The organism is Xanthomonas sp. 1678, from assembly GCF_031455575.1.
GTDB lineage: Bacteria > Pseudomonadota > Gammaproteobacteria > Xanthomonadales > Xanthomonadaceae > Xanthomonas_A.
Window position 1 is genome coordinate 16,964 of record NZ_JAVDSZ010000005.1, and the last position, 26,278, is coordinate 43,241.

At 68.7% G+C, this 26,278-nt stretch carries 22 protein-coding genes and 1 tRNA gene; 4 read left to right on the forward strand and 19 right to left on the reverse strand.

Annotated features, from left to right (window positions below; all coding sequences use genetic code 11):
- The first annotated feature begins 4 nt into the window (after nt 1-4).
- From J2Y70_RS10805 to dxs, 4 genes are all read left to right on the forward strand, one after another.
- Nucleotides 5-1,000 (forward strand): HlyD family secretion protein, encoded by a 996-nt coding sequence (locus J2Y70_RS10805; protein ID WP_263394881.1) that lies wholly within the window; start codon nt 5-7, stop codon nt 998-1,000.
- A 202-nt stretch (nt 1,001-1,202) separates the two neighbouring features.
- Nucleotides 1,203-2,987 carry an acyl-CoA dehydrogenase C-terminal domain-containing protein gene (locus tag J2Y70_RS10810; RefSeq protein WP_263394882.1) on the forward strand — a complete coding sequence of 595 codons (1,785 nt, stop codon included), beginning with the start codon at nt 1,203-1,205 and terminating at the stop codon, nt 2,985-2,987.
- Between the two features lie 101 nt (nt 2,988-3,088).
- A complete protein-coding gene (locus J2Y70_RS10815; protein ID WP_263394883.1) occupies nt 3,089-3,748 on the forward strand; it encodes an HNH endonuclease in 660 nt (219 codons plus the stop codon).
- Between the two features lie 151 nt (nt 3,749-3,899).
- Nucleotides 3,900-5,813 carry a 1-deoxy-D-xylulose-5-phosphate synthase gene (gene dxs, locus J2Y70_RS10820; RefSeq protein WP_263394884.1) on the forward strand — a complete coding sequence of 638 codons (1,914 nt, stop codon included), beginning with the start codon at nt 3,900-3,902 and terminating at the stop codon, nt 5,811-5,813.
- Nucleotides 5,814-5,886: 73 nt separating this feature from the next.
- Here the strand turns inward: dxs and J2Y70_RS10825 are convergent, their stop codons facing one another.
- From J2Y70_RS10825 to rplT, 19 genes are all read right to left on the reverse strand, one after another.
- Entirely contained in the window at nt 5,887-6,873 is a 987-nt protein-coding gene (locus J2Y70_RS10825) for a TraB/GumN family protein (protein WP_309917115.1), read from the reverse strand.
- Between the two features lie 89 nt (nt 6,874-6,962).
- Nucleotides 6,963-7,433: a cupin domain-containing protein gene (locus J2Y70_RS10830; protein WP_309917118.1), complete on the reverse strand. Its 471-nt coding sequence runs from the start codon at nt 7,431-7,433 to the stop codon at nt 6,963-6,965.
- Between the two features lie 176 nt (nt 7,434-7,609).
- On the reverse strand, nt 7,610-8,407 hold the full coding sequence (locus J2Y70_RS10835) for a WecB/TagA/CpsF family glycosyltransferase (protein WP_309917121.1): 798 nt from the start codon (nt 8,405-8,407) through the stop codon (nt 7,610-7,612).
- Entirely contained in the window at nt 8,394-9,185 is a 792-nt protein-coding gene (locus J2Y70_RS10840; protein ID WP_309917124.1) for a polysaccharide pyruvyl transferase family protein, read from the reverse strand. Before J2Y70_RS10840 ends, J2Y70_RS10835 begins: the two co-directional genes overlap by 14 nt.
- Before the next feature lie 61 nt (nt 9,186-9,246).
- Complete coding sequence (locus J2Y70_RS10845) at nt 9,247-10,434, reverse strand: glycosyltransferase family 1 protein (protein WP_309917126.1); 1,188 nt, start codon at nt 10,432-10,434, stop codon at nt 9,247-9,249.
- A gap of 52 nt (nt 10,435-10,486) precedes the next feature.
- A complete protein-coding gene (locus tag J2Y70_RS10850; protein ID WP_309917129.1) occupies nt 10,487-11,992 on the reverse strand; it encodes a lipopolysaccharide biosynthesis protein in 1,506 nt (501 codons plus the stop codon).
- Complete coding sequence (locus J2Y70_RS10855) at nt 11,989-13,038, reverse strand: GDP-mannose--glycolipid 4-beta-D-mannosyltransferase (protein WP_309917132.1); 1,050 nt, start codon at nt 13,036-13,038, stop codon at nt 11,989-11,991. The genes J2Y70_RS10850 and J2Y70_RS10855 overlap by 4 nt, the downstream gene beginning before the upstream one ends.
- Nucleotides 13,035-14,168, reverse strand: coding sequence for a glycosyltransferase family 4 protein (locus J2Y70_RS10860; RefSeq protein ID WP_309917134.1), 1,134 nt, complete (start codon nt 14,166-14,168; stop codon nt 13,035-13,037). Before J2Y70_RS10860 ends, J2Y70_RS10855 begins: the two co-directional genes overlap by 4 nt.
- Before the next feature lie 46 nt (nt 14,169-14,214).
- A complete protein-coding gene (locus J2Y70_RS10865; RefSeq protein WP_309917136.1) occupies nt 14,215-15,321 on the reverse strand; it encodes an acyltransferase family protein in 1,107 nt (368 codons plus the stop codon).
- Nucleotides 15,318-16,574 (reverse strand): polysaccharide biosynthesis protein GumE, encoded by a 1,257-nt coding sequence (locus tag J2Y70_RS10870; RefSeq protein ID WP_309917707.1) that lies wholly within the window; start codon nt 16,572-16,574, stop codon nt 15,318-15,320. The genes J2Y70_RS10865 and J2Y70_RS10870 overlap by 4 nt, the downstream gene beginning before the upstream one ends.
- A gap of 205 nt (nt 16,575-16,779) precedes the next feature.
- Entirely contained in the window at nt 16,780-18,240 is a 1,461-nt protein-coding gene (locus J2Y70_RS10875) for an undecaprenyl-phosphate glucose phosphotransferase (protein WP_309917139.1), read from the reverse strand.
- Between the two features lie 307 nt (nt 18,241-18,547).
- Entirely contained in the window at nt 18,548-19,981 is a 1,434-nt protein-coding gene (locus tag J2Y70_RS10880; protein ID WP_309917710.1) for a GumC family protein, read from the reverse strand.
- Nucleotides 19,963-20,661, reverse strand: coding sequence for a polysaccharide biosynthesis/export family protein (locus J2Y70_RS10885; RefSeq protein ID WP_263394895.1), 699 nt, complete (start codon nt 20,659-20,661; stop codon nt 19,963-19,965). Before J2Y70_RS10885 ends, J2Y70_RS10880 begins: the two co-directional genes overlap by 19 nt.
- Before the next feature lie 719 nt (nt 20,662-21,380).
- A tRNA-Pro gene (locus tag J2Y70_RS10890) sits at nt 21,381-21,457 on the reverse strand.
- 97 nt (nt 21,458-21,554) lie between these two features.
- The gene (locus J2Y70_RS10895) at nt 21,555-21,911 is read right to left on the reverse strand and encodes a MerR family transcriptional regulator (protein ID WP_009597860.1); all 357 of its coding nucleotides are present in this window, start codon (nt 21,909-21,911) and stop codon (nt 21,555-21,557) included.
- Complete coding sequence (locus J2Y70_RS10900) at nt 21,892-22,191, reverse strand: integration host factor subunit alpha (protein ID WP_003466661.1); 300 nt, start codon at nt 22,189-22,191, stop codon at nt 21,892-21,894. Before J2Y70_RS10900 ends, J2Y70_RS10895 begins: the two co-directional genes overlap by 20 nt.
- Nucleotides 22,192-22,213: 22 nt before the next feature.
- A complete protein-coding gene (pheT, locus tag J2Y70_RS10905) occupies nt 22,214-24,592 on the reverse strand; it encodes a phenylalanine--tRNA ligase subunit beta (protein WP_309917146.1) in 2,379 nt (792 codons plus the stop codon).
- 120 nt (nt 24,593-24,712) lie between these two features.
- Entirely contained in the window at nt 24,713-25,708 is a 996-nt protein-coding gene (gene pheS, locus J2Y70_RS10910; RefSeq protein ID WP_309917148.1) for a phenylalanine--tRNA ligase subunit alpha, read from the reverse strand.
- A 203-nt stretch (nt 25,709-25,911) separates the two neighbouring features.
- Nucleotides 25,912-26,271 carry a 50S ribosomal protein L20 gene (rplT, locus tag J2Y70_RS10915; protein WP_003466653.1) on the reverse strand — a complete coding sequence of 120 codons (360 nt, stop codon included), beginning with the start codon at nt 26,269-26,271 and terminating at the stop codon, nt 25,912-25,914.
- Between the last annotated feature and the right edge of the window lie 7 nt (nt 26,272-26,278).

The window sequence follows — 26,278 nt, forward strand, 5'->3', positions numbered from 1 at the left end:
CGCCATGAAGACCCCTGCCCTGATCCGTTTCGCCCTGACCGCCGCGGTCGTGCTGATCGCCGCCCTGCTCGCGCATGCGCTGTGGCGCCACTACATGCTGTCGCCGTGGACCCGCGACGGCCGCGTGCGCGCCGAAGTGGTGCGCATCGCCCCGGACGTGTCCGGCCTGGTCGATGCGGTCGCGGTGACCGACAACCAGCACGTCAAGCGCGGCGACGTGCTGTTCAGCGTCGATCGGCGGCGCTTCGAGCTGGCCCTGGCGCAGGCCCGCGCCGATTTGGCCGCGGCGCAGGCGCAGGCGCGCTCGGCCGGCGCCAGCATCTCCGCCGCGGCCGCCAGCCAGGCGGCGAGCGAGGCCGAATTCCAGATGCGCCGCGCGCAGGCCGAACGCCGCGCCCGCGCCGCGGCGGTGATCTCGGCCGAGGCCCGCTCCGACGCCGAGGCCACCGCGCGCTCGGCGCAGGCCGACGTGCACCGCACCGCCGCCGTGCGCGGCCAGGCCAGCGCCGCACAGGCGCAGGCGCTGGCGGCGGTGGAGCAGGCCCAGGCCGCGGTCGACCTGGCCGCGCTGGACCTGCAGCGCACCCAGGTCCGCGCCACCGCCGACGGCTACGTCACCAACCTGGACGTGCGCGTCGGCGACTACGCCCAGGCCGGCGGCGCGCGGCTGGCGCTGGTGCGCGACGACGCGATGTGGGTCTACGGCTACTTCGAGGAGACCAAACTGCCGCAGGTGCACGTCGGCGATCGCGCCGACATCCGCCTGATGAGCGGCGGGGTGCTGCTGCATGGACGGGTCGAAGGCATCGCCCGCGGCATCGCCGACAGCGACAACCCGACCAGCGCCTCGCTGCTCGCCGACGTCAGCCCAACTTTCAACTGGATCCGCCTGGCGCAGCGGGTGCCGGTGCGGGTGCGCATCGACCCGGCCAGCGTGCCGGAGGGCACCATCCTGGCCGCGGGCATGACTGCGACAGTCACGGTGCATGGAAAGCCGTGATGACCGGCCTTCGGCCGTTGTGGAGCGCTTCGGGAGTCGGGATTGGGGATTCGTAAAAGCCAGCTGCGGGCCTCGATCCATCCACACCGCGCGATCGCCGTTACGAATCCCGAATCTCCAATCCCCAATCCGGCCCCACATCCATACGCCGTAGTATCCTGCGCATCTCGGCCGCGCCGCGGCCTCTGTTCCGAGCGACCGCATGAGCACCTACCAAGCCCCGCTGACCGACCTGCGCTTCGCGCTGCACGACGTGCTGCAGGTGGAGGCCCTGTTCGCCCGCCTGGGCTACGCCGACGCCACCGCCGACGTGGTCGATGCCGTCCTGGAGGAAGCCGCGCGCTTCACCGGCACGGTGCTGGCGCCGCTGAACCGGGTCGGCGACGAGCATGGCTGCACGCTGGACGCGGCCACCGGCGCGGTCACCACCGCACCCGGTTTCCGCGAGGCCTACCGGCAGTTCGCCGACGGCGGCTGGACCGGCCTGACCGCCGCGGTCGAATTCGGCGGCCAGGGCCTGCCGCACACGCTGGGCGTGCCGCTCAACGAAATGGTCAACGCCGCCAACCTGGCCTGGGGCAACTTCCCGCTGCTGTCGCATGGCGCGGTCGAGGCGCTGAAGCAGCACGGCGAGGCCTGGCAGCAGGAGGTGTTCCTGAAGCCGCTGGTCGACGGCCGCTGGACCGGCACCATGTGCCTGACCGAACCGCACTGCGGCACCGATCTGGGCCTGCTCAAGACCCGCGCCGAACCCGACGCCGACGGCAGTTGGTCGGTCAGCGGCACCAAGATCTTCATCACCGCCGGCGAGCACGACTTCACCGACAACATCGTGCACCTGGTGCTGGCGCGGCTGCCGGACGCGCCGGCCGGGGCCAAGGGCATTTCGCTGCTGGTGGTGCCCAAGTTCAAGGTCGCCCGCGACGGCAGCGTCGGCGAGCGCAACGCGGTGCGCTGCGGCTCGCTGGAGCACAAGATGGGCATCCACGGCTCGGCCACCTGCGTGATGAACTTCGACGGCGCGCAGGGTTACCTGGTCGGCCAGCCGCACAAGGGCCTGCAGGCCATGTTTACGATGATGAACACCGCACGCCTGGGCGTTGGGTTGCAAGGCATCGGCCTGTCCGAGCGCGCCTACCAGAACGCCCTGCGCTATGCGCGCGAGCGCCTGCAGTCGCGCTCGCTGACCGGGGCCAAGCTGCCGGACAAGCCGGCCGACCCGATCCTGGTGCATCCGGACGTGCGCCGCATGCTGCTGACGGTGAAGGCGCTGACCGAAGGCAGCCGCCTGCTGGCGCTGCACGCCGCGACCCTGATCGACGTCGCCCACCATGCGCAGGACCCGGCCGAACGCGAGCGGGCCGACGTGCTGGTCAGTTTCCTGACCCCGATCTCCAAGGCCTGCCAGACCGAATGGGGCGTAGAGAACACCTATCACGCGCTGCAATGCTTCGGCGGCCACGGCTACATCCACGAGCACGGCATGGAGCAGCTGGCGCGCGATGCGCGCATCACCACGCTGTACGAAGGCACCACCGGCATCCAGGCGCTGGACCTGATCGGGCGCAAGACCGCGTCCAGCCAGGGCGCCGGGCTGAAGCTGTTCCTGGCGCAGATCGAGGCCTTCGCCGGCGAGCACGCGGACAATCCGGCGGTGGCCGAGTTCATCGCGCCGCTGCGCGAGAAGGCCGGCGAATGGGCGGCGCTGACCAAGCGCATCCTGCAGCGCGCCGCCGGCAATGCCGACGAGCTGGGCGCGGCCAGCTACGACTACGTGTTCTATTCCGGCTACGTGGTGCTGGCCTACTGGTGGGCGCGCAGCGTCGCCGCGGCCGAGGCATCGGCGCACAGCGAGGCGTTCAAGCAGTCCAAGCGCGAGACCGCGCGCTTCTACTACGCCAAGCTGCTGCCGCGCACGCTGACCCACGCCGCGGTGATCGAGGCCGGCGCCGAACCGCTGATGGCGATGGCCGACGCGCACTTCTGAACCCTGCGCAAGGCGCGACCGGCAGCGCATGCGCCGGTCGCGCAGATCCGTCCCGGTGCGATACACAAATCGTCAACAATCGGGTATAAGCTGTTTTCCCGATGGAGACAGACACAACAACGCTTGGTCTGATCGATACCGGAGCCTTCGCCGCTTCGGCCGGCGGCGCGTCGTTGCCGCCGCCCCCCGCCCACCTGCCTTCGGTCCGCCTGCTGTCGCTCGACGCGCACGGCCGGGTGCTGGACTGGATCAACTGGCAATCGGCCGCTTGCCTGTATGCGCGCGGCGCGGTGGCCTGGACCCTGGGCGAGCCGTGCATGCACATCCATGGCGGCATGTCGCGCGCCAGCGGCGAGCGCAGCGTGCTGCACCTGCATCCGATCATCGCCGCGCGCGGCCATGCCCGTTCGCGCGCGCTCGACCCCACCCCGACCCTGACCAACACCGCGCTGTTCGCCCGCGACGCGCAGCTGTGCCTGTACTGCGGCCAGCAGTTCAGCCGCCCACAACTGACCCGCGACCACGTGCTGCCGGTGTCCAAGGGCGGCCGCGACACCTGGGAGAACGTGGTCACCGCGTGCTTCCACTGCAACTCGCGCAAGGGCAACCGCACCCCGCAGCAGGCGTCGATGCCGCTGCTGGCGGTGCCCTACCGGCCGAGCTGGATCGAGCACCTGATCCTGTCCAACCGCAACATCCTGGCCGACCAGATGTCGTTCCTGAAGGCGCAACTGCCCAAGCGCTCCAAGCTGTCGGTCTGACCCGCCACGGCGGCGCAGTCGGCGCCCTTGCCTGCGACGGATTGCCGCACCCGGTCCCCGCAACGGCCCGCGCTGCGCCCAGCTGAACCGGTTTGCTTGCCCGTCTTCGGAATGGGGAGGAAAATGATCGGTCCGCTGAATCCAGATTCCGATGATCGATCCCACCCGCTATCCGCGCCTCTCGCGCATCCAGATCCCCGCCGAACTGCGCCGCTTCGAGGAATCCGAGCTGCCGGCGATCGCGGAGGAGCTGCGCGCCTACCTGATCGAGTGCGTCGGCAAGAGTGGCGGCCATTTCGGCGCCGGCCTGGGCGTGATCGAACTCACCGTCGCCTTGCACTACCTCTACGACACCCCCGTGGATCAGCTGGTGTGGGACGTCGGCCACCAGACCTACCCGCACAAGATCCTGACCGGGCGCCGCGACCAGATCCATACGGTCAAGCAGGCCGACGGCGTGGCGCCGTTCCCCAAGCGCGAGGAAAGCGACTACGACACCTTCGGCGTCGGCCATTCCTCCACCTCGATCTCCGCGGCGCTGGGCATGGCCATCGCGCTGCAGCGCGCCGGCGACGAACGCAAGGTGGTGGCGGTGATCGGCGACGGCGCGATGACCGCCGGCATGGCCTACGAGGCCTTGAACCACGCCGGCGGCATGGAGCCTGAGCCGAACCTGCTGGTGATCCTCAACGACAACCGCATGTCGATCTCCGAGGCGGTCGGCGGGGTCACCAAGATGCTCGGCCGCATGAGCGGCAGCAAGACCCTCAATGCGATCCGCGAGGGCGGCAAGAAGATCCTCGGCGACAAGAAGAGCAATCCCACCGCGCGCTTCGTGCGCCGCTGGGAAGAGCACTGGAAGGGCATGTTCGTGCCGTCCACGCTGTTCGAGGAGATGGGCTTCCACTACACCGGCCCGATCGACGGCCACGACCTGCCGGCGCTGATCGGCGCACTGAAGACCCTGCAGACGCTGAAGGGGCCCCAGCTGCTGCACGTGATCACCACCAAGGGCAAGGGCTACGAACTGGCCGAGGGCGACCAGATCGGCTACCACGCGGTCGGCCCGTTCGACCCGAGCAAGGGCCTGGTGTCCAAGCCGGGGGCCAAGGCGCCGACCTATACCGACGTGTTCGGCGAGTGGATCTGCGACATGGCCGCCGCCGAACCGGCGCTGCTGGCGATCACCCCGGCGATGCGCGAGGGCTCGGGCCTGGTGCGCTTCAGCAAGGAATACCCACAGCGCTACTTCGACGTGGCGATCGCCGAGCAGCACGCGGTGACGCTGGCCGCGGGCATGGCCACCCAGGGCGCCAAACCCGTGGTGGCGATCTACTCGACCTTCCTGCAGCGCGGCTACGACCAGCTGGTGCACGACGTGGCGGTGCAGAAACTCGATGTGCTGTTCGCGATCGACCGCGGCGGCGTGGTCGGCCCGGACGGCGCCACCCACGCCGGGAACCTGGACCTGAGCTTCCTGCGCTGCGTGCCGCACCTGGTGGTGATGGCGCCGGCCGACGAGGCCGAGTGCCGGCAGATGCTCAGCACCGGCCTGCAGCATGCCGGCCCGGCCGCGGTGCGCTACCCGCGCGGCACCGGCCCCGGCGTGGCGCCCGGCACGGCGCTGGACACGCTGCCGATCGGCAAGGCGCAGCTGCGCCTGCAGGGCGCCACGCTGGCGCTGCTGGCGTTCGGCGCGACCGTGGCGGCGGCCGAACAGGTCGGCCGCGAACTGGGCCTGAGCGTGGTCAACATGCGCTTCGTCAAGCCGCTGGACCGCGCACTGCTGCTGGAACTGGCGCGCAGCCACGACGGCTTCGTGACCATCGAGGACAACGTGGTGGCCGGCGGCGCCGGCTCCGGCGTGGCCGAACTGCTCAATGCGGAAGGCGTGCTGCGCCCGGTGCTGCACCTGGGCCTGCCCGACGCCTTCCAGCACCACGCCAGCCGCGAGCAGTTGCTGACCGAAGCCGGCATCGACGCCGCCGGCATCCGCGCCGCGGTGCTGGCGCGCTGGCCGCAACTGGCCGCCGGCGCCAGCACGCCGCGCACCGCGGCCGGCTGACCGCCGGCGAGGGTCGGCATGCCGGGAGCGGCAGGTGCGGCGCGGCCAGTAGCGTGCGCCGCACGTCGGCGCATCAGGGCGCGATCACCTCGTAGCCGCGCGCGCGCAGCCGGTCCAGCGGGCCGTCGGCCTCCTGCAAGGTCTGCATCGACAACACCGCGAAGCTGGAACGGTGCTGCGCCAGGGCCCGCTCGGCCGTCTCCAGCCACTTGTCCCGCGCACGCCGGCGCACGTCGCCCAGGCCCAGCTTGCGCGCGATCGCCGCTTCGCCCACCGCATCCACGCACACCCGGTACTGGTCGTTGCCCGGCAACCCGGCGAGCGCGTCCAGATCGCCTTCGGACCAGGCATTGGCGCGTTGGCGCATCGTCTCCAGGTCGCCCTGGATGACCTGCAGGGTGCGCGCGAAACAGCGGCTGTCATTCAACGAGGTGGCGCGGAATTCCTGCAGCGCGCGCTTGGCGTCGGGCACCTTCACTTCCACCACCACCGGCACGATCGGCACCTTGGCGCGCTTGGCCGCGCGCGCGATCACCGGCTCGGTGACGCTGGCCATGCTCAACCCCGACTTGCGCATCGCCGCCTCGTAGAGCTCCTGCGCGGCGAAGACCGGGCGCCATTTTTCCACGCTGCCGTCGCGGCCCAGGTAGCGCGCCTTCAGCGGCAGCCAACGCGCATACAGATCCGCCGGCAGCACCTGCTGCAGGGTCTTGTCGTCCGGGTTGCGCCGCGCCTTCAGCAGCGACGGCAGCAACAGCATGCTGCGGAACACGCCCAGATCGGAGGACAGCGACAGCGTCGGCGCGGCGATGACCTGCTGCGACTGGCCGATGACCCGTTCCACTTCGCCCGATTCCCACTGCATGCGCTTGGGCAACGGCGACACCGTGCCCAGGATCCACAGCACATGCTCGCCACGGCGCACCTGCCACAGCCCGGGACCAGGCTGGCGGCCGGTGACCAGCACCGCATCCAGGTCGACCACCGGCGGCGCGGCGGCCTGCACTGCCGGCGGCGGACCCGGCTGCGCCGCGGCCAACGCCGCGCATGCCAACAACACTGCGGCACAGCCGCCCCGTACCGCATTCGCCAAACGCATCCGGCCACACTCCAGCAATTGGATCGGCGCCGAACCCGGCGCGACGTTGTTCAGACTGCCAGCGTGGGCAGTTTCGCGGCCAACGGATCGGCGGCGGACAGCAGTTCGAAGCGTTCCCACAGAAAGCCCGGCGCCACCACGCAGCGCACCAGGCAATAGTCGTCCAGCGGCCGCGCCGCTTGCCAGCTGCCGGCGGCGATCACCACGGCGGACAGGCCGCCGCGTTCGCTGGCGTCCAGCCGATGGCGTTGCAGGCCGTGCCGCGGATCGAAGCTCAGCAGTTCCAGCGCGCCGCCCTCCTCCCACTGCCAGGTCTCGTCGGCATCGATCCGGTGCCAGTCGCTGTGTTCGCCGTGCACCAACAGGAAGCGGATCGCGGTGCAGGCCGGACGCGTCGTCGCCTCGTGCTGGACCTGCAGCGTGGAGGTATGCACGCGGGCATAGTGCCCGCCTTCGGGATGCGGCTGCAGCGACAGGTCGCGCAGCAACGTCTGGATACGGGAGGAGGATGCGGTGGCCATGCGTCAGTCTAGGGTTCGCCAGCGCGATTGGAATAGGCCATTGCGCACGGTCGCCTGGCCCATCCATAGCTGTGCCAACCGATCGCCCGCGGCACTGTGTGCCGGCTCGATCCGGCCGCATGCGCCGGCACTTCCCTCCGTGCACGCGCCGATGCGTGATCGCCGCGGCGCGCGGTTCAGGGCATGCGCTGGCTTCCCGGCACCGCCATCCCCTGGTCCAGGTGCCGGCCATTGCGCAGGCACACGCCGAAGAACACCAGCAGGTCCCAGCTGTAGCGCTTGAGCAGGCGGCGCGGCTCGCGCAGCAACCGGTACATCCACTCCATGTGCAGCCGCCGCACCCATTCGGGCGCGCGTTGCGCCTTGCCGGACAGGAAATCCAGCAACGCGCCGATCCCGAACAGCAACGGCGCTCGCAGCTGCGCGGCATGGTCGAGGATCCAGGTTTCCTGCAGCGGATTGCCGAACGCCACCAGCACCACGTCGGCGCCGCTGGCGTTGATGCGATCGGTCAACCCGGCGCCGGCGGCGGCGAACTCGGCGTAGCCGTCGCAGGTGCCGACCACGTCCTGCCCCAGCGTCTGCCGCAGCATCTGCGCGGCGGACTCGGCCACGCCCGGACGGCCGCCGAGCAGGAAGAAGCGCAGCGGCCGCGGGCTGTGCCGGCACAGGTACGGGATCAGGTCGGTGCCGTTGAGGTTGCCGGCGAAGCGCCGGCCGTGCACCAGCAGCGCGCCCAGGTCCATGCCGATGCCGTCGTTGACGATGCGCACGTCCGGCGCGCGCAACCGCGCGCGCAACGCCTGGCACTGCACCACGAAGTTGGTGTTGGCGAAGAACACCTGGCGCTGCTCGCCGCGCGCGCGCGCCTGGAACAGCGCATGCGCGAACGCCGCTTCGGTGGTGCGCAGGATCGGATAGCCGCCCAGCGCCATCACCTCCTGGGTTTCGGGCTGGCGGTCACCAGAGGTCATGGGGGAAGCTGTCCAACAGACCGCGCTGCACGCTGTCCAGATCGAAACCCGCGTTGCCGCCCAAGGCCAGGCACTCCTCCACGCTGTGGCCGGCATGCCACTGCATGCGTCCGGTGCCGTGGTAGTAATCGTCGTACTTGAACCGGTCCTCGCCATTGCCCCAATCCAGGTAGACCGACGGCACGCCGTAGGCCTCGGCCAGGATCAGGCCGTGCAAGGAACTGGACACCACCAGTTCCGCGCCCAGCAGTTGCCGCACGAACGTGGCTGGTTGCCGGTTCGGCAACACCAGCTGGTCCTTGTAGCGCGCATATTTGTCCGATGGTTCGTTGAAGTGCGGCACGATCAGGAACGGCTGCCGCGTGGCCGGCGGCGCCAGCGCCTCGCGCGGGAAGAACAGCGGCATCAGCAGCCCCGGATCGCCGTAGATCTCCGGCACCTCCAGCCCGCGCTCGCGCAGGAACGCGCGGGTCTTGGGGCCGCGCACGGCGCGCACGTCGAGGCTGCGGAAGGTGTGCCGGTCGGCCGGAATCTTGCCGTTGACGCCGCTGCCCCACACCGTGTCGCCATCCCTGGCGAAATGCAGCACCGAGCCGATCGCGATCAGGCGCTTGCGCTTGTCGCGCTTGTCCAGCAGGGTGCGGTCGCGCTGGCCGAGGACATTGGAGACGATGATCTTGGACAGGTGATCGCCGACATTGATCTCCCCGTTCTTCGGTTTCCACCAGAACAGCGCACGCCGTTCTTCGTAGTCAATCCATTTTTGCAGTGCGGACATGCGGGCTCCTCCTCCAGATGCGCATACGGTATTCGTTCGGTAGTGGCGGACTGCCGGCGTCTCAGGCCGGGCTATCTGTAAACATCCGCGTTTCCGGATAGGCCGCCGGGTCGAGCACGCGGTCGGTGGTGTCCGACCAGCTCAGGCACTGGCGATGGCGCTCGTGCGGCGCCTGCAGCGCCTGTCCGATCGCGGCGACGATCGAGGCCTCGTCGCCCGGCGTGTAGCCGAAACGCGACGGATAGCGGCCGACCACCGCGTTCGGGCACACCGCCGGCAGGCCGAAGAAATCGTACTGCAGCAGCTTCATCGAACTGTCGGCCAGGTACACCGGCACCTGTTCCGAGGCGTACGGGGCGATGCCGAAGCGGGCGTGCTTGATGTAGCGGATGGTCTCGGCATGCTTCATCTCGCCGTACACCACCACGTTGTCGCCGTAGCCCGGCGCGCGGCCCATGCCCGAACCGATCACGTGGAAGGTGACCTGCGGGAAGGCGCGGCTGGCGGCGACGAAGAAGTCCGGATCGAACAGCATCGAGCCGACCGCCACCGCATGGATGCCCTCGGCGTACGGCGACGGATCGCCGAGCGTGTCCAGGTTGTGGTCCACGCCGTGGCCGACGTGGAACACGTTGTGGCGGCTGGAGATCTCGTCGGCCATCGCCGGCGACACCAGCGCGATCACGTCCAGGCTCGGCGCCACCCGCTCGAACTCGCGCTCGATGTAGTCGGCGACGTTGATCGTGCTCAGCCCGTCGGAGGCACGGTAGACCTTGCGCGCGGTCGGGTTGATCCGCGCCGCCAGTTCGATGAAGGCCACCGCGATGCCGCTCTCGAACACGATCACGTCCGCTTCCTGCATCCAGCGCAGCAGCGTGGCCGGCGGCTTGGCCGCGTACAGCTTGAACATCAGGTCTTCCAGCGGCCGCAGCCAGCGCCGCCGGGTGTTGAACGGGTGCAGCGGCGCGCGCCACAGGTAGCAGTCCACGCCGTTGTGCCTGACCACCGTGTTGGCGGTGGCGTCCAGCGGCAGCCGCAGGTCGCCCTTGAGCCGCGACAGCAGGCTGTAGCGCAGCGAGAAGAAGCGCGTGGTGCCGCGCTTGGCCAGCTCGTCGGCAATGAAATGGATGTTGGCGCGGCGCGGCGTGCGGTAGTCGTGCGCCGACAGCACCAGGTAGCACGGCGGGCGTCCGGCGATGGCCGCGGCCGGTGCCGCGGCGAGCGTCGCCGACGCGGAAGAATCGCTCATGGCATCGCTCCTTTGCGGGAAGGGGTTTCGGGAAATGTCGCCTGGCCGCGGGTCATCGCTTGGCCCTGGCATCGCGCAGCAGCGTACGCATGTTGAGGATCGCCATCACGTCGTGGCGGAACGCCGGCCACAGCGCGAACACCAGCACGCAGCCCAGCGCCATCGCCGCGCTGCCCACCGCCAGCTGCTGCCACAGCGAGCCGCCGCCCCACTGCTGCGCGGCGAAGTACGCCGCCACGCCGCAGGCGCCATAGCCGAGGATCGCGCGCAGGCCGTTGTTGAACAGCTCCATCGCCGGCACCTGCGGCGCCACCTTGGCGATCCAGATCACCGACAGCGGCCACATCACCAGCAGGCCCAGGGTGTAGCCGACGGTCACCCCCATCACGCCCCAGATCGAACCGGCGAAGATGCAGGCGATCAGCATCACCCGCCCGACCACCGAATACACCAGCTGCTGGCGCATCAGGCCCAGCGCCAGGAACACCCAGTAGGTGGCGTAGGACGCGGTCTGGAAGATGCCGCCCAGGGTCAGCACTTGGAACAGCGGCACCGCCGGCCGCCACTGTTCGCCGAGCACCAGCACGATCAGCGGCAGCGCCAGCGCGCAGGCGAAGGAGAACAGCGCCACGATCAGGTGCACCATCACCGTCTGCCCGCGCAGCAGGAAGCTGCCGAAGCGCGGCGGATCGTCCTGCAGCTGCGACAGCACCGGCAACGCCACCGAGGTGGCCGGCGCGTTGATCTGGTTCAGCGGCATCATCAGCAGCTGGAACGCGCGGTTGTACAGGCCCAGCGCTTCTGCGCCGATGCGGTGGCCGATGATCACCTGGCCGACGTTGCGGCTGGCGTAGCCGAGCAGCTGCGCGGCCATCAGGTTCCAGCCGAAGCTCAGGAACGCGCGCATCGGCGCATCGCGGCGGTAGCCGCGCGGCAGCCAGCGCGCGCAGGCGCCGGCGATGGCCAGGTTGACCAGCGCCTGCACCACCTGCTGCCAGACCAGCGCCCAGTAGCCGTAGCCGGCCAGGGCCACGCCGACGCCGGCGATCAGGCCCAGCACCTGCGCACCGACGTCGCTCAGCGATACCTGGCCGAAGCGCAGCCCGCGGCTCAGGTGCGCGCGGTACTGGGTGGTCATGCCGTTGAGCAGGAAGGTCACCGCCAGCGCCTGCGAGATGCCCAGCAGCGCCGGTTCGCGATAGAAGTGCGCGATCCACGACGAGGACAGGAATACCACCACCGCCAGCACCAGGCCGATGCCGCTGTTGATCCAGAACAGGTTGTCGCGCTGCTCGCGGCTGACGTGCTTGGCCTGGATCGCGGCCGAGGACAGGCCGAAATCGCGCAGGATCTCGGCCATGCCGACGATCGCGGTGACCATCGCCATCAGGCCGTAGTCGTAGGGCGTGAGCAAGCGCGCCAGCAGCACGATGCCGCCGAACTGCACCACCATCTTGGCCAGCTGCCCGGCCATCGTCACCGCCGCGCCGCCGGCCGCGCGCGACCCCAGGCTGCGTTCCGGCGGCGCGGCGGGCGGCGGCGCTCCGGCCACGCTCATGCCAGCGCCTCGACGCGCTGGCCGAGCGTGTCCAGATAGCTGCGGTAGTGCTGCACGCCGATCGCGCTCCAGTCGCGCCGTGACAGGTCCGGCATCGCATCGGCCGGCAGCCGCTGCGCCTGCGCCAGCGCGTCCGCCAGCTGCGCCGCATCCAGCTCGCCCCGGTACAGCAGCACCCACTGCGGCCCGACCTCCGCGGCGATCGCCGCATTGGCCTCGTTCCACGGCGCCAGCACCGGCCGCGCCAGCGACAAGGCCAGCAACAGCGTGCCGGAGTTGTGCATCTGCCGGTACGGCAACACCACCAGCTCGGCCTCGCCGACCTCGCGCGCCAGCACCTCGTCCTCCACGTACTGCAGGCGCGCGCTGATCCGCGGATCGGCGGCGCAGGCCTGCTCGACCACGGCGCGGATCTGCGGATTGATCGGATTGCCGGCGATGCGCAGGCTCAGCGCCGGATCGGGCAAGGCCTGCAGCGTCGCCACCAGCGTTTCCACGCCCTTGTACGGGCGCAGCAGGCCGAAATGCAGCAGCCGCCCGCGTACCCGCGGCGGCTGCGGCATGGCCGCATACCAGTCGCGGTAGTGGCCGTGCAGGATGGTGTCGGTAGCCGGCGCGCGCTCGGGCGTGGTGGCGTTGATGCGGATCCAGCGCGCGGTCAGCCGATCGGTCCAGCGCAGCAGCTGGCGCTCGCGCCAGCCCTTGTCCTCGTGCGGGGCCACGTTGTGCAGCGTGCGCACCAGCGGCACGCCGGTGAGCCACAGCCGCAGCAGCAGCAGCGCCATGCACGCCTGCTTGGCCAGCGTGCCCAGGCCGCTGCGGTGCCGCATCATGTATTCCGGCCAGTGCACGTGCAACACGTCGTAGCGCGACAGCAGCGCCGCGCGCATCGAGAAGAAGCGCAGCTGCACCTGCTGCGGCAACGCGGCGTACAGCTGGGTCAGGTATGGGTTGGTGGTCGCGGCCGGCCGTTCGGTCGACAGCAACACGGTGATCGACGGACCGGGCACGCGCGCATCGCCGCTGCAGCGCGGTTCCACGCTCATCGCACGCCCTCCGCAGTGCCCAGCGCCGCGCGGTACTCGTCCAGGTAGGCGCCGACCACCTGCTCCCAGTCGTAGCGCTGCGCATAGGCCATGGCCGCCTGCCGCTGCGCGGCGAACGCAGCGTCGGTGGCGGCCGCGTAGGCCTGCACCGCGTCGGCGGCGCGCTGCGCATCGGCCGGATCCACCAGCACGCCCTGCGCCGATTCGCGCACCAGCCGCGCGAACGGCGGGATGTCGCTCAACACCGGCAGCAGGCCGGCGCTCATCGCCTCGACCGCGGCCAGGCCGAAACCCTCGTGCCGCGACAGGCACACGAAATACTGCGCACTGCCGAGCAGCTGCGCCAGTTCCTCCTGCGACGGCGCCACGTGCAGCTGCACGCGCTCCTGCAGGCCGCGCTCAGCGATCGCCTGCAGCAGGTCGGCCTGGGTGAAGTCGTACTCGCGCCCGGCCACGATCAGCCGCCACGCCGGATCCTGCGCCGCCAGCGCGCGCAGCAGGTCCAGCGTCTCCAGCAGGCCCTTGTTGACCGACCAGCGCCCGAAATAGATCAGCGTGCGTCCGGGCGAGGCGCTGCCCTGCCCGGCGAACTTGCTCACGTCCACGCCGTTTTCGATCACCCGCAGCCGCTGCGGCGCGACCACCGCGGAGAACACCTGGCCGTCGTTCTCGCTGGTCGCCACGACCCGCGCGTAGGCCCAGGCCGAGGCCCGGGTCAGCGTCTTGAACCACAGCATCTTCAACCGCGAGGCATAGGTGGTGTGGAAGAACCCGCCGTGGGTGGACACGATCATCGGCGTGCCGTGCAGCAGGCGGGTCAAGGCCAGGAAGTCGTAGAAGAAATCGATGCCGTGCACGTGCACCAGGTCGGCGCCGCGCAGCGTCGCCAGCACCTGCGGCGCCAACGGATAGCGCGAGGAGCCGCGGAACGGCACGCGCACGATCGGCACGCCCTGGTACACGTCGTGTCGCGCCAACCGCTCCTGCGGCCGGGTGAAGACCCGGTCCAGGGTGACCACCTCGACCTGATCGCGGCCCTGCTGCAGATGCCGCCGCGCGATGTTCAGCACCACCTCCTCCATGCCGCCAACGGACGGATGGAACTGGCGCACGACATGTACCACTTTCATTGAGCGCTCCCGTGCGACAGCGCACAGCGTTGTTGCGATGGCGCCATCAGGGCGCCTCCTGTCTGGCCGGTTCGCGGCGCAGCCCGATCATCCACGGCGCCACGCGCACGATCACCGCGCGGATCGGCACGCTGGCGATCACCGCGAGCACGCCCACCGATACCGCCCAGGTTGGTCCCCAGGCATCGCCGCGGACCAGGCCGGTGCGGCTGGCGACGCCGGCCATGACCGAGAACAGCAGCGTATGCGTGCACAGGATCAGCAAGGTATTGCGCCCGATCCACTGCACCCAGGCCCATTCCTGCACCAGTCGCGCCGCGCACAGCGCCATCGCACTGCCGAGCAGGCTCGCCGCCAGGAACGCCAGCGGCGAATGGCCGAACTTCATCATGTTCACGTCCACCCGGCCGTTGTTCCAGGCGATCGCGTACCACGCCGCGCCGAGCAGCAACGCCGCCAGCGCATTGCCCATGCGGCTACGCGGCAGGCGCGCGCTGCGCTTGGCCGCGGCCGCGCCGACCGCGAAGAAGCACAACGCCACCGGCAGCACATCCAGCGCGAACGGCAGCCGGTAGTCCTGGGTGGGGAACCAGATCGCCCAGCCCCAGGCCAGCAGCAGCGACAGCAGCGCCAGCACATCCAGCGACAGGCGCCGGCGCAGGTACAGATAGGCCAGCGTGGTCACGAACAGCGCCGGCAGGAACCACAGCGCCGGCATCACGTAGAGCTTGGGCCCGATGCCGCTGACCAGGCCCAGCAACGGTTCCCACCATGGCCGGTCGCCCCACAGCTGCGCCTTGGAGCCGATGTTGCGGGTCAGCATCCAATACGCATACGCGACCACGAAGAACGCCAGGTACGGCAACAGCAGGCTGCGCGCCAGCTTGGTCCAGGTCGCCACGCCCAGTGGCCGCTTGCCGAACGCCTCCCCGACCCAGCCGGACAGCACGAAGAACATCGGCACGTGGAAGCTGTAGGCCAGGATCACATAGGCCTGCGGGATGCCCTTGGCATGGCCGAACACCACCAGCACGATCGCCAGCGCCTTGGCCGCGTCGATGCGCGCATCGCGCGGGCCGCGGGTCCCGCGCACACCGGTTTTGGTCGGCTCCTCGGCCAGCACCGTCTGCAACGGCTGCGTCGCTGCGCTCATGTCGCCACCGCCTCAGGTCGTTGCGTATCAGTGGCTGGCGGTAGCGCGTCCAGTTCGCGCCGCCGCGGCACCATCTGCCACAGGCAGCCGCAGACGAACCACCACAGCGCCGCGGTCTTGATCGAGAAATAGCCGTTGGACACCAGCAGGCTCAGCGCGAACGCGAAGATCAGCAGATTCTTGAACAGCTGGCCCTCGATCGTGCGCATCAGCATCGCGAACGAATAGGCGACCAGGAACGCCAGCACCATCACCACCGACTGCGAGGAGATGAAATAGGCGATGCCGCTGTCGAAATATGTGTACGGCGACTGGGAATCCAGGCCCAGCCACGATTCGGGGGTCATGTTGCGGATCGAATAGACGGTGAAGAACACCCGCCCCAGGGTGGTGTCCTCGTAGCTCTGGATGCCGGACGCCCACACCATCAGCCACGCACCCAGCAGCACGCCGAAGAAGATCAGAAAGCCCAGGCGCTGGTCCATGCGCCGCAGCAGCGGGGTCAGCAGCACCATCATCACGCAGGTGCCGGCGGCCAGGCGTCCGTCCGAGGCCACGATCAGGAAACCGATCATCGCCACCGACGCGGCGATGGCCAGCGGCCGCATCCAGCGCCAGAAGGTCAGCAGGATCGCGGTGAAGAAGATGATGAAGTTGCCCATCGTCACCGGCTCGATGAACACCGAGGAGGCGCGCGGCAGGTTGGAGGACGGCAGGAAGTTGCGCGCGCCCGGCCGGGTCGCGCTGACGAACAGGTTGCTGTCCGCGTTCCAGAAACTGGACGCCGCGGCGCCGCGCGCATTGACGAAGTAGCTCTTCGGATTGACCACGTCGCCGTACAGCTTGGGCAGCGCCAGCTCGAACAGCGCCACCAGCGACACAATCAGCGCCATGCGCAGGAACAGCTTGGGCAGCGACCCGGTATAGGCCGCGCCCAGCACCAGGAACGCGAACGGGATCAGCGCATCACGGAAGAACTTCGGATCGATCGACCAGACCAGGAACAGCCGCGCCAGCATCAGCAGCACGATCGCCGCGAGCCCGGTGAACACCAGGGCGGTGCGCTTGCGGTCCAGCGCCCACAGGCCGATCACGAAGCAGGCGCCGTAGGCCCCCAGTTCGGCGACATAGGTCATGGCCGGGCTGACCCGGAACACCTTGGCGTTCACCAGCGCGAGCAGGAAGTTGTAGCCGATGGCGAACAACAGCAACAGCTCGATCAGCAGGTTGCGGCGCCGCTCGCGCAGCGTCATCACCGGCGCGGTCAGCACGCGCCGCCTCGCGAGACGGCAAAAAGCGGCACAACGACGGCGCCGCGAATACACAGGCGACGGTTGGCCGACTCCCTCATCGCGCGGCGGCATGCGCCCCGGCCGCCGCCGTCCCCGCTGCCGACGGCGACGACGGGGCGGCGCCGGCAGCGGGGACGGTCGGCGGAGTAACGGTACATCGGGCGCATCAGTAGGCGGTCTTCTGCCCGAGCACCTTCACCGCGGTGAGCACGATGATCCGCGTATCCAGCCACAGCGACCAGCGCCGGATGTAGTCCAGGTCGTACTGGATGCGCTTCTTCATCGTCCGCAGCTCCGGCGTCTCGCCGCGGAACCCGTTGACCTGGGCCCAGCCGGTGATGCCCGGCTTGACGTAGTGCCGCTGCATGTAATGGTTGATCAGCTTCTCGTAGTGGGTGTTGTGCTGCGCCGCATGCGGACGCGGCCCCACCACCGACATGCTGCCGCCGAGCACGTTGAACAGCTGCGGCAACTCGTCCAGGCTGGTGCGGCGCAGGAACGCGCCGAACGGCGTGACCCGGCTGTCGCCGCGCTTGGCCTGCACCACCACGTCGCTGGGTTCCTGCTGCACGCGCATCGAGCGGAACTTGTACATGTAGAACTCGCGCCCGCCCAGGCCGTGACGGCGCTGGCGGAAGAACACCGGACCCGGCGAACTCAGCTTCACTCCCACCGCCACCGCCAGCATCACCGGCCACAGCACCGCCAGCGCCGCCAGCGCCACCACCTTGTCCTGCAGCGCCTTGGCGACCACGAAGTAGGTGTTGCGGTCCACCCCGCCCTGGCGCAGGTTGATCACCGGCACGTTGCCGATCTGGTCGCCGGACTGGTTGAGCATGCCGAAGTCGAACAGATCGGGAATCAGCCTGACCTGGATCGGATAGCGGTCCATCTGCTGCAGCAGCTGCTTGATGTGGTCGCGTTCGCCCAGCGGCAGCGAGATCCACACCTGCTCGACCTCGTTATTGTTGAGGTACTCGATCAGCGATTCCGGCGTGCCGGCCCCCAGGCACTGCAGCTTCTTCGGATGGTCGGCCACCGACAGATCGTAGTCGCTGCTGAAATAGCCGACCAGTTGCATGCCGACCCATGGGTTGCGGCTCAGGTAGTTGTGGATCTTGACCACCGGGTGGCGCAGGCCGACCACGACCACGCGCTGCACGTCCACGCCTTCCGAGCGCAGGTGGTTGAGCACGCCGCGAACCATGGTGCGCGAGACCAGCAACGTGGCCAGGCTGCTGGTGAACCACAGCCCGATCCACAGCCGCGACACCTGCTGTCCGAACTGCACCACGAAGGCGTGCACCGCGAACAGCGCGAACACGCCGCTGCAGGCCAGGCCCAGCACCATCATTTCGCGCAACAGGCCGCGTCCGCGCCAACTGCGGTACAGCGGGAACAGCGCGAAACAGATCACCGCGTACAGCAGCGTGGTGCCGATCGCGACCCGGTAGGACGCTTCCGGCAACCAGTTGCCGAACAGCAGGCGGTGGCTGACCAGCGCCGCGGCGACGATGACCGTCAGATCCGAAACGCGGAGCACGATATCCGCCGCGGCCGCATATTTGGACAGCAGGCGGGGGGACGAAGTTGTATAGGTGGCGCTACTCAGGTCTGCCAAAAGCATGGTCGGGATTCCCATCCAAACTCGGGTCGGTGGCATGCGGGGGAACATGCGACGTCGTCGAGCCTCGATCTCATCTGCCAGTGGACCGCTGCGGTGCCTTCCTCACCGACCCCAGGTCCACGGCAGCCCGTGTTACTTCAACAGAACGACGACTGCGTACAACCGGTCAGGAAAATAATCGATCGCCTTGGTTCTTAGCTGAATCACGTATCACCTCGCTGAAGAATTTGCGTAGAAAAAATGACCTGTGCTTGCATCGGCGCAGCGACCGCGATCGCGGTCACGCTGCCGCATGGCGTCGCGCCGTTCATGCCGCGGCCGCCGCATTGGCTTCGCGCAGGAAATAGCGGATCAGGGCGATCGTGATCGCCATGAACAGGCCGAACACGAAGGCCAGCGCCAGGTTCAGCAAGGTCTTGGGCGAACTCGGCCGGCCCGGCACGTCGGCCCGGTCCACGATCGACACGTTGTTGGTGCCGACGTTGCCGGCCACGCCGATCTCCTTGTAGCGCTGCAGCAGCGCGTCGTAGAGCTGGCGGTTGGTGTCGGCTTCGCGCTTGAGCATGTTGTAGCGGATGCTGCGGGTCTGCAGATCCAGCTCTTCGTTCTTCAGGCCGGAGATGCGCTCGGACAGCAAGGTCTCCTGTTGCCGCGCCGCCTCGTAATCGTTCTTCAGCGCAGTGCGGATGTTGGCGATCTCATTGGCGATCTGCCGCTTGGTCTCCGCGATCTGGTTCTGCAAACGCTGCATTTCCGGATAGCCGGGCTGGAAGGTCGCCAGCTTCTGCTGGTACTCGGTCGCCAGCCTCACCTGTTCGGTCCGCAGGTTCTGGATCAGCGGGCTGCTGATCACCTGCGGCAGGCCCAGGCCGTCGCCGATCCCGGCCTGGCGCCAGGCCGACTCGGCCTTGATCCGCGCATCCTGCGCGGCCGCCAGGCGCACGTTGAGCTCGCTCATGTTCTGCGTCGGCAGCGACGGCTTGTCGTCGCCCAGCGACACGATCTGCTCCTTGCTGGAGTAGTCGACCGTGTTCTTCTCCGACTCCTCGACCTTGTCGCGCAGCTGTTCCAGCCGCTCGGACAGGTACTTGGACGCGAACGAGGACGCCTGCAGGCGCCGCTCCTGGGTCGAGGCGATGAACATCTTGGCGTAGGTGTTGGCCACGCGCGCGGCCAGCGCACGATCGGGCGAATCGAAGTTGATCCGCACCAGCCGCGAGTCGCGCACCGGCTCGATCTGCAGCGCGTCAAGCACCGGCCCGACCAGCGCGTTCTCGGCCGCGGTGGCGCGCGCCTGCGGCGACGGCGCGCGGCCATCGCCATTGCCTTGCAGCTTCTCCAGCGCCTCGTCGACCAACGGTTTGAAGGTCGGCTCCTGGGTCAACCGTGCCTCGCGGATCACCGCGCGGGCCAGCGAACGGCTGCCGAGCAGCTCGTACTGGGTCTGGTAGAAATCGCGATCCTGCGGCGATTCCACCGGCATCAGGTTCGCCACGTTGGTGACGTTCAAGGCCTCGCGCTCGATCTGCAGCACGCTGGTGGCGCGATACTTGGGCGTCATCAGCAAGGTGACCAGCAGCGCCAGCAGCACGACCGCGGCGGTGATGCCGACGATCAACCAGCGCTGCCGGTACAGGGCGTTCCAGTAGTCCAGCAGGCTGATGTCGGCCGGGCTCAGCGGTGCCGATGCCGAGGAGGAGCGGTGATGCATGCCGTGGGTACTCATCGGTAGGCCCGCCAGATCATCACGAACGGCGTCAGTTCCACCAACGTGCGCAACAGCAGGCGCGCATCGGAGCGATACACCACGACGATGTCGCCGCCGTAGATTTCAGGATCGGGGGATGCGCCCTTCTCGATATCGCCAAGGTCGAACCGCGCCAGCATCTTCTGCCCACCGACGTTGCGGAACACCACCACGTTGCCGCGGCTGGCGACATTGTTGACGCCCTTGCCCAGCGCCAGCGCCTGCTGCAGGGTCAGCGCGGAACCTGCGATCGGATAGATGCCCGGCTCGGTGACCGCGCCGCTCACGGTGACCCGGTTGCCGGTGAATTCGTCGACCAGCACCGACACCTGCGGGTTCTGCACATAGCCGTTGCGATAGCGCTGGGCGATGTCCTTCTGCAATGCGTTGACGCTGAGCCCGGCCGCCTTGACGTCGCCGATCAGCGGCAGCGAGATGCGGCCCTCGTTGTCGACCCGCACCTGGCGTTCCAGGTCGTCGATCTGGAACACCTTGACCGTCAGCAGATCGCCGGGGCCGAGCAGGTATTCCGGCTGCCCCATCGAACCTGCCAGCGGATCGCCTGGAGGCAAGTCCGTCCGCAGCTTCGGTCCGCTACTGCAGGCGGACAGGAAGACCAGACAGGAAAGGGCCAAGCACAGTGCCCAGTTGAACGTGCCGAAAAGTTTACCCATGCGCGATGCCGATGCCCTCTGTCGAGTGGTTTTGAGAACGCCGCACTCTCCCCACCGGCCGATGCTCCATCACCGGTCGGGTAAGACGATTGCAGTGTCATTTCCAGCCTCGGGCGACTGCCCGGGCCAACAGTGAAGCCTCGTGTTGCAGTGCACTATGGCACAGCTGTCTGCCCTCACCAAGACGTCATCCGACATTTTTTTGACGCCATACCGGAGGGATTCAACTACATGTCCGGATATTCAGCAATGCGAACGACGCAGTGCAGCAAAAGACACGACGTTAACGTGACGCATGTCAAAGCCTTGACGGCCCTCCTCCGCACTTCCGCGCCGGCTTCCCGGCGTCGCCGGCAGTCTGCCTTCCCGGTGCGTGGATTGGATGAGCCGAAATTGAACCGGCGTCGGCGCATTTGTCTACACCGCCGCCCGATTCCAGCCGCGGCAGTGCCCTGCGCCGGTCATCGGCCCATTTAGCGGAAGCGGCTTCAGTCGCGGCTCGCCTGACCGAAAACGTATCGCACCCGGCCTGCTCCCCAGCGCCACAGCGTCCGCGACGGCCATTCCGGCGCGCAGATTCGGCGCTGCACTGCGGCACATACCCCTCCGGCCTACCGTTCATCCGCTCGCTGAGGCCATGGCCAATGTTCAGAACAAGGCGGGCCGCCGACTGGGCGCAAACGAAAAAGGCCCATGTCGCTGACATGGGCCTTCGAAGATGGTCGGGGTAGCCGGATTCGAACCGACGACCACTAGTCCCCCAGACTAGTGCGCTACCAGGCTGCGCTATACCCCGGTAAAAACGTCCGCCGTTGCGGCGGTCCCGCCTCGCGGCGAGCTGGCGATTATAGCGGGATTGGCGCGGCCATTCCTAGCCGGTTGCGCCGCTGCGCTCACCGCCGCAGCAACTGCAGCACTTCTTCCAGTTCCTGCCGCACCTGCTTGATGATCTGGTTGCTCAGCGCCGACTCCTGCCGCGCGCCCTCGCCTTCCAGGCGCAGCCGCGCACCGCCGATGGTATAACCCTGTTCGTACAGCAGGCTGCGGATCTGCCGCACCATCAACACGTCGTGGCGCTGGTAGTAACGGCGGTTGCCGCGGCGCTTGACCGGCTCCAGGCTGGGGAATTCGGTTTCCCAGTAGCGCAGCACGTGCGGCTTGACGTCGCACAGCTCGCTGACCTCACCGATGGTGAAGTAGCGCTTGGCCGGAATCGGCGGAAGTTCGCGGTTACTGCCCGGGTCCAGCATAAGCCTCCACTCGCTCCTTGAGTTTCTGTCCCGGGCGGAAGGTCACCACCGTCCGTGCCGAGATCGGAATTTCTTCGCCGGTCTTGGGATTGCGACCGGGCCGTTGGTTCTTGCGGCGCAGATCGAAGTTGCCGAAGCCGGACAGCTTCACCTGCCGTCCCTGCTCCAGCGCATCGCGCAGCACATCGAAGAAAGCATCGACGAATTCCTTGGCCTCGCGCTTGTTCAGCCCGACTTCGTCGAACAACCGTTCGGCCATTTCCGCTTTGGTCAACGCCATTGCCCTGCTATCCCCGTACGTCTCAGCCGCGAATCCGCGCATCGTGTTCGCGCGCCAGCGCCGCCACTGCATCGGCGACCACGGCATCCACATCGCGATCCGTCAGAGTGCGCGAGTTGTCCTGCAAAATCAAGCCCATAGCGAGACTCTTGAAACCCGCCTCGACCCCCGGCCCGACGTAGCGGTCGAACAGCACCACCTCGCGCAGCAGCGGCCCGACCGCGCCGCGCACGCTGCTGGCCAGCGCCGACCAGGCCACCGCCTCCGGCACCAGGAACGCCAGGTCGCGGCGTACCGACGGGAACCGCGACAGCTCGGCGGCACGCGGCAGCGCGCGCGCGGCCAGCGGCGCCAGGTCCAGCTCGAACCCGAGTACGTCCACGTCGATCTGCATCGCCTGCAGCACCCGCGGATGCAGCTGGCCGATCCAGCCGATCAGGGCGCCGTCGCGATACACGTCGGCCGAGCGGGTCGGATGCGCGAACGAACGCGCCGATGGACGGTAGTCCAGGCGCGCGCCGGCGGCGCTGGCCAGCGCCTCCAGGTCGCCCTTCAGATCGTGGAAGTCGACCTTGCGCGCCGGCAGGCCCCACTGCAGCGCGTCGGCATCGCCGCACACCGCCGCGGCCACGCGCTGGGTCTCGGCTGGCGCCGCGCCGGCCGCCGCGGCCGCCTCGAACGCCTTGCCCAGCTCGAACAGGCGCACGCGCCCGGCCTGCCGCGCGGCGTTGCGGCCCAGCGCCGCGACCAGCCCGGGCAGCAGCGCCGGGCGCATCACCGCCAGTTCGGCGCTGAGCGGATTGGCCAGCGCCACGCGCCCGGCGTCCAGGCCCCACTGGTCCAGCAGGCCGGCATCGACGAAGGCGTAGTTGATGGTTTCCAGCATCTCGCGCGCGACCAGCTGGCGGCGCACGCTCAGTTCGTCCAGCTGCGTCTCGCTGCCCATGGCGATGCGCGACGCGCCGCCAGGCAGCGTGGTCGGCAAGCGGTCGTAGCCGTGGATGCGCGCCAGTTCCTCGATCAGATCCTCTTCCAGGGCGATGTCGAAGCGGCGGCTCGGCGCGGTGACCTGCCAACCGTCGGCGGCGGCGGCGACGGCCATGCCCAGCGCGCGCAGGATGCGCTCGACCTCGGCGTCGGCGATCTCGATGCCGAGCACGCGCACGATGCGCGCGCGGCGCAGCGCGATCGGCGCCGGCGCCGGCAGGTAGTCGGGCAGCTCGGCCTCGACCACCGGGCCGGCACGGCCGCCGGCCAGTTCCAGCACCAGCCGCGTCGCCAGTTCCAGCGCCTGCCGCGGCAATGCCGGATCCACGCCACGCTCGAAGCGGTGGCCGGCATCGGTGTGCAGGCCGAGCTTGCGGCCGCGGCCCATGATCGCCGCCGGCGCGAAATGCGCCGCTTCCAGGAACACGTGCCGGGTCGCATCGGTGACGCGGGTGTCGTAGCCACCCATCAGGCCGGCCAGGGCGACCACGCGGTCGTCATCGGTGACGGCCAGGAAGCCATCGTCGAGCGTCGCGTCGCGGCCGTCGAGCAGCTTCAGCGTCTCCCCGGCGCGCGCACGGCGCACCCCGACCGGGCCGTGCAGCGTGTCCAGGTCGAAGGCATGCATCGGCTGGCCCAGTTCCAGCATCACGTACTGGGTGACATCGACCAGCAGCGACACCGGGCGCACGCCGCTGCGGCGCAGGCGCTCGGCCATCCACAGCGGCGTCTTCGCCGCCGGGTCCAGATCCTCGACGACGCGGCCGCAATAGCGCGGCGCATCGCCGCCCGCCTGCAGGCGCACCTCGAGGCGGCGCTCGCTGGCGACGGCGACCGGCTCGGCCGCGAACGGCAGCACTTCGCTGGCGCAGGCCGCAGCCACGTCGTAGGCGATGCCGCGTACGCCGAAGCAGTCGGCGCGGTTCGGGGTCAGCTTGATCTCGATGCTGGCGTCGGGCAGGCCCAGGTACTCGGCCAGCGCCTGGCCGATCGGCGCGTCGTCGGGCAGTTCGAACAGGCCGGACGCATCGCTGTCCAGGCCCAGTTCCTTGGCCGAGCACAGCATGCCGTTGGATTCCACGCCGCGCAGCTTGGCCGCCTTGATCGCGATGCCGCCGACCTGGGCGCCGACCAGCGCCAGCGGCGCGACCAGCCCGGCGCGCGCGTTCGGCGCGCCGCAGACGATCTGCAGCAAGCCGCCCTGCCCGGCATCGACCTGGCATACCTGCAGCCGATCGGCCTCCGGATGCCGCGCCGCTTCGACGATGCGCGCCACCACCACCTGCTGCAGCGACTCGCCGAGCGGCGTGACCTCTTCGACTTCAAGACCGATAGCGGTCAGGGTCGCGGCCAGTTCGTCGCGCGAGGCCTGGGTGGGGACGTGGCTGCGCAGCCAGTTTTCGCTGAATTTCATTGAGAGGCCGGGATTTGGGATTCGGGATTGGAGATTCGTAACAGCGGCTTCATGCGGGACCAGAAACCAGGACGGACCCGCTTTCGCGAATCCCAAATCCCGAATTCCCAATCCCGGCCCTCAGGCGAACTGCCTGAGGAACCGCACATCGTTCTCGAAGAACGCGCGCAGGTCGTTGACGCCGTAGCGCAGCATCGCGAAGCGCTCCACGCCCATGCCGAAGGCGAAGCCGGTATAGCGTTCCGGATCGATGCCGACGCTGCGCAGCACGTTCGGATGGACCATGCCGCAACCGAGCACTTCCAGCCAGCGGGTGCTGCCGTCGGGCTGCTGCCAGGCGATGTCCACCTCCGCGCCGGGTTCGACGAACGGGAAGTAGCTGGGACGGAAGCGCATCTCGAAATCGCGCTCGAAGAACGCGCGCACGAACTCGGACAAGGTGCCCTTGAGGTCGGCGAAGGTCGAATGCTCGTCCACCAGCAGGCCTTCGACCTGGTGGAACATCGGCGAATGGGTCTGGTCGCTGTCGCTGCGGTAGACCTTGCCGGCGGCGATCATGCGCAGCGGCGGCGCATGCTCGGCCATGTAGCGCACCTGCACCCCGGAGGTATGCGTGCGCAGCAGGCGGCCGTCGCCGAAGTAGAAGGTGTCGTGCATCGCCCGCGCCGGATGGTGCGGCGGAAAATTCAGCGCCTCGAAGTTGTGCCAGTCGTCCTCGATCTCCGGGCCGTCGGACAGCTCGTAGCCCAGCCGCGCGAAGATCTCGGTGATGCGCTCCAGCGTGCGCGTGACCGGATGCAGTCCGCCGCGCTCGCCGCGCCGGCCCGGCAGGGTCACGTCGATGCGCTCGGCCGCCAGGCGCGCGTCCAGCGCTGCGCTTTCCAGCAGCGCGCGGCGTTCGGCCAGCGCCGCGGACACCGCATCGCGCGCCTGGTTGATCGCCTCGCCGGCCAGCTTGCGCTGCTCCGGCGGCAATGCGCCGAGCTGCTTCAGCTGCGCGGTGATGCTGCCGCTCTTGCCCAGCAGCGCGACCCGCAACTGCTCCAGCGCCTCGGGACTCTGCGCGGCGGCGATGTCCGCCAGCGCCTTCCCGCTCAGGGATTCGATTTCACTCATTGCACTCGCGCCTCAATTCAGCCGACCACCCGATCCGGATACGGTGCTCGGGAGACACCCGATCGCGAGCAACACTCGCTATCGGGATGCACAAAACGCAAAAAGGGGAAGGACTCGCGCCCTTCCCCTGCATGTCTGCTATTTCCCTGCTGTTGTTCAACAGTCCGCACATGGATGTGCGGGCCGTTGCAGAGGGACCTGCATTATGCCGCCAGCGCGCCCTTTGCCTTCTCCGCCAGGGCGGCAAAGCCCTGCGCGTCGTGCACGGCGATGTCCGCCAGCACCTTGCGGTCCAGGGTGATGCCGGCCTTGAGCAGGCCGTTCATGAAACGGCTGTAGCTCAGGCCGTTGATGCGGGCCGCCGCATTGATGCGGGTGATCCACAGCGAACGGAACACGCGCTTCTTCTGCTTGCGGCCGATGTAGGCGTACTGCTGCGCCTTGATCACCGCCTGCTTGGCGACGCGGAAGACCTTGCGACGGGCGTTGTAGTAGCCCTTGGCCAGGTTCAGAACTTTCTTGTGACGACGGCGTGCCTGGACGCCACGTTTTACTCGAGCCATGGTTCAG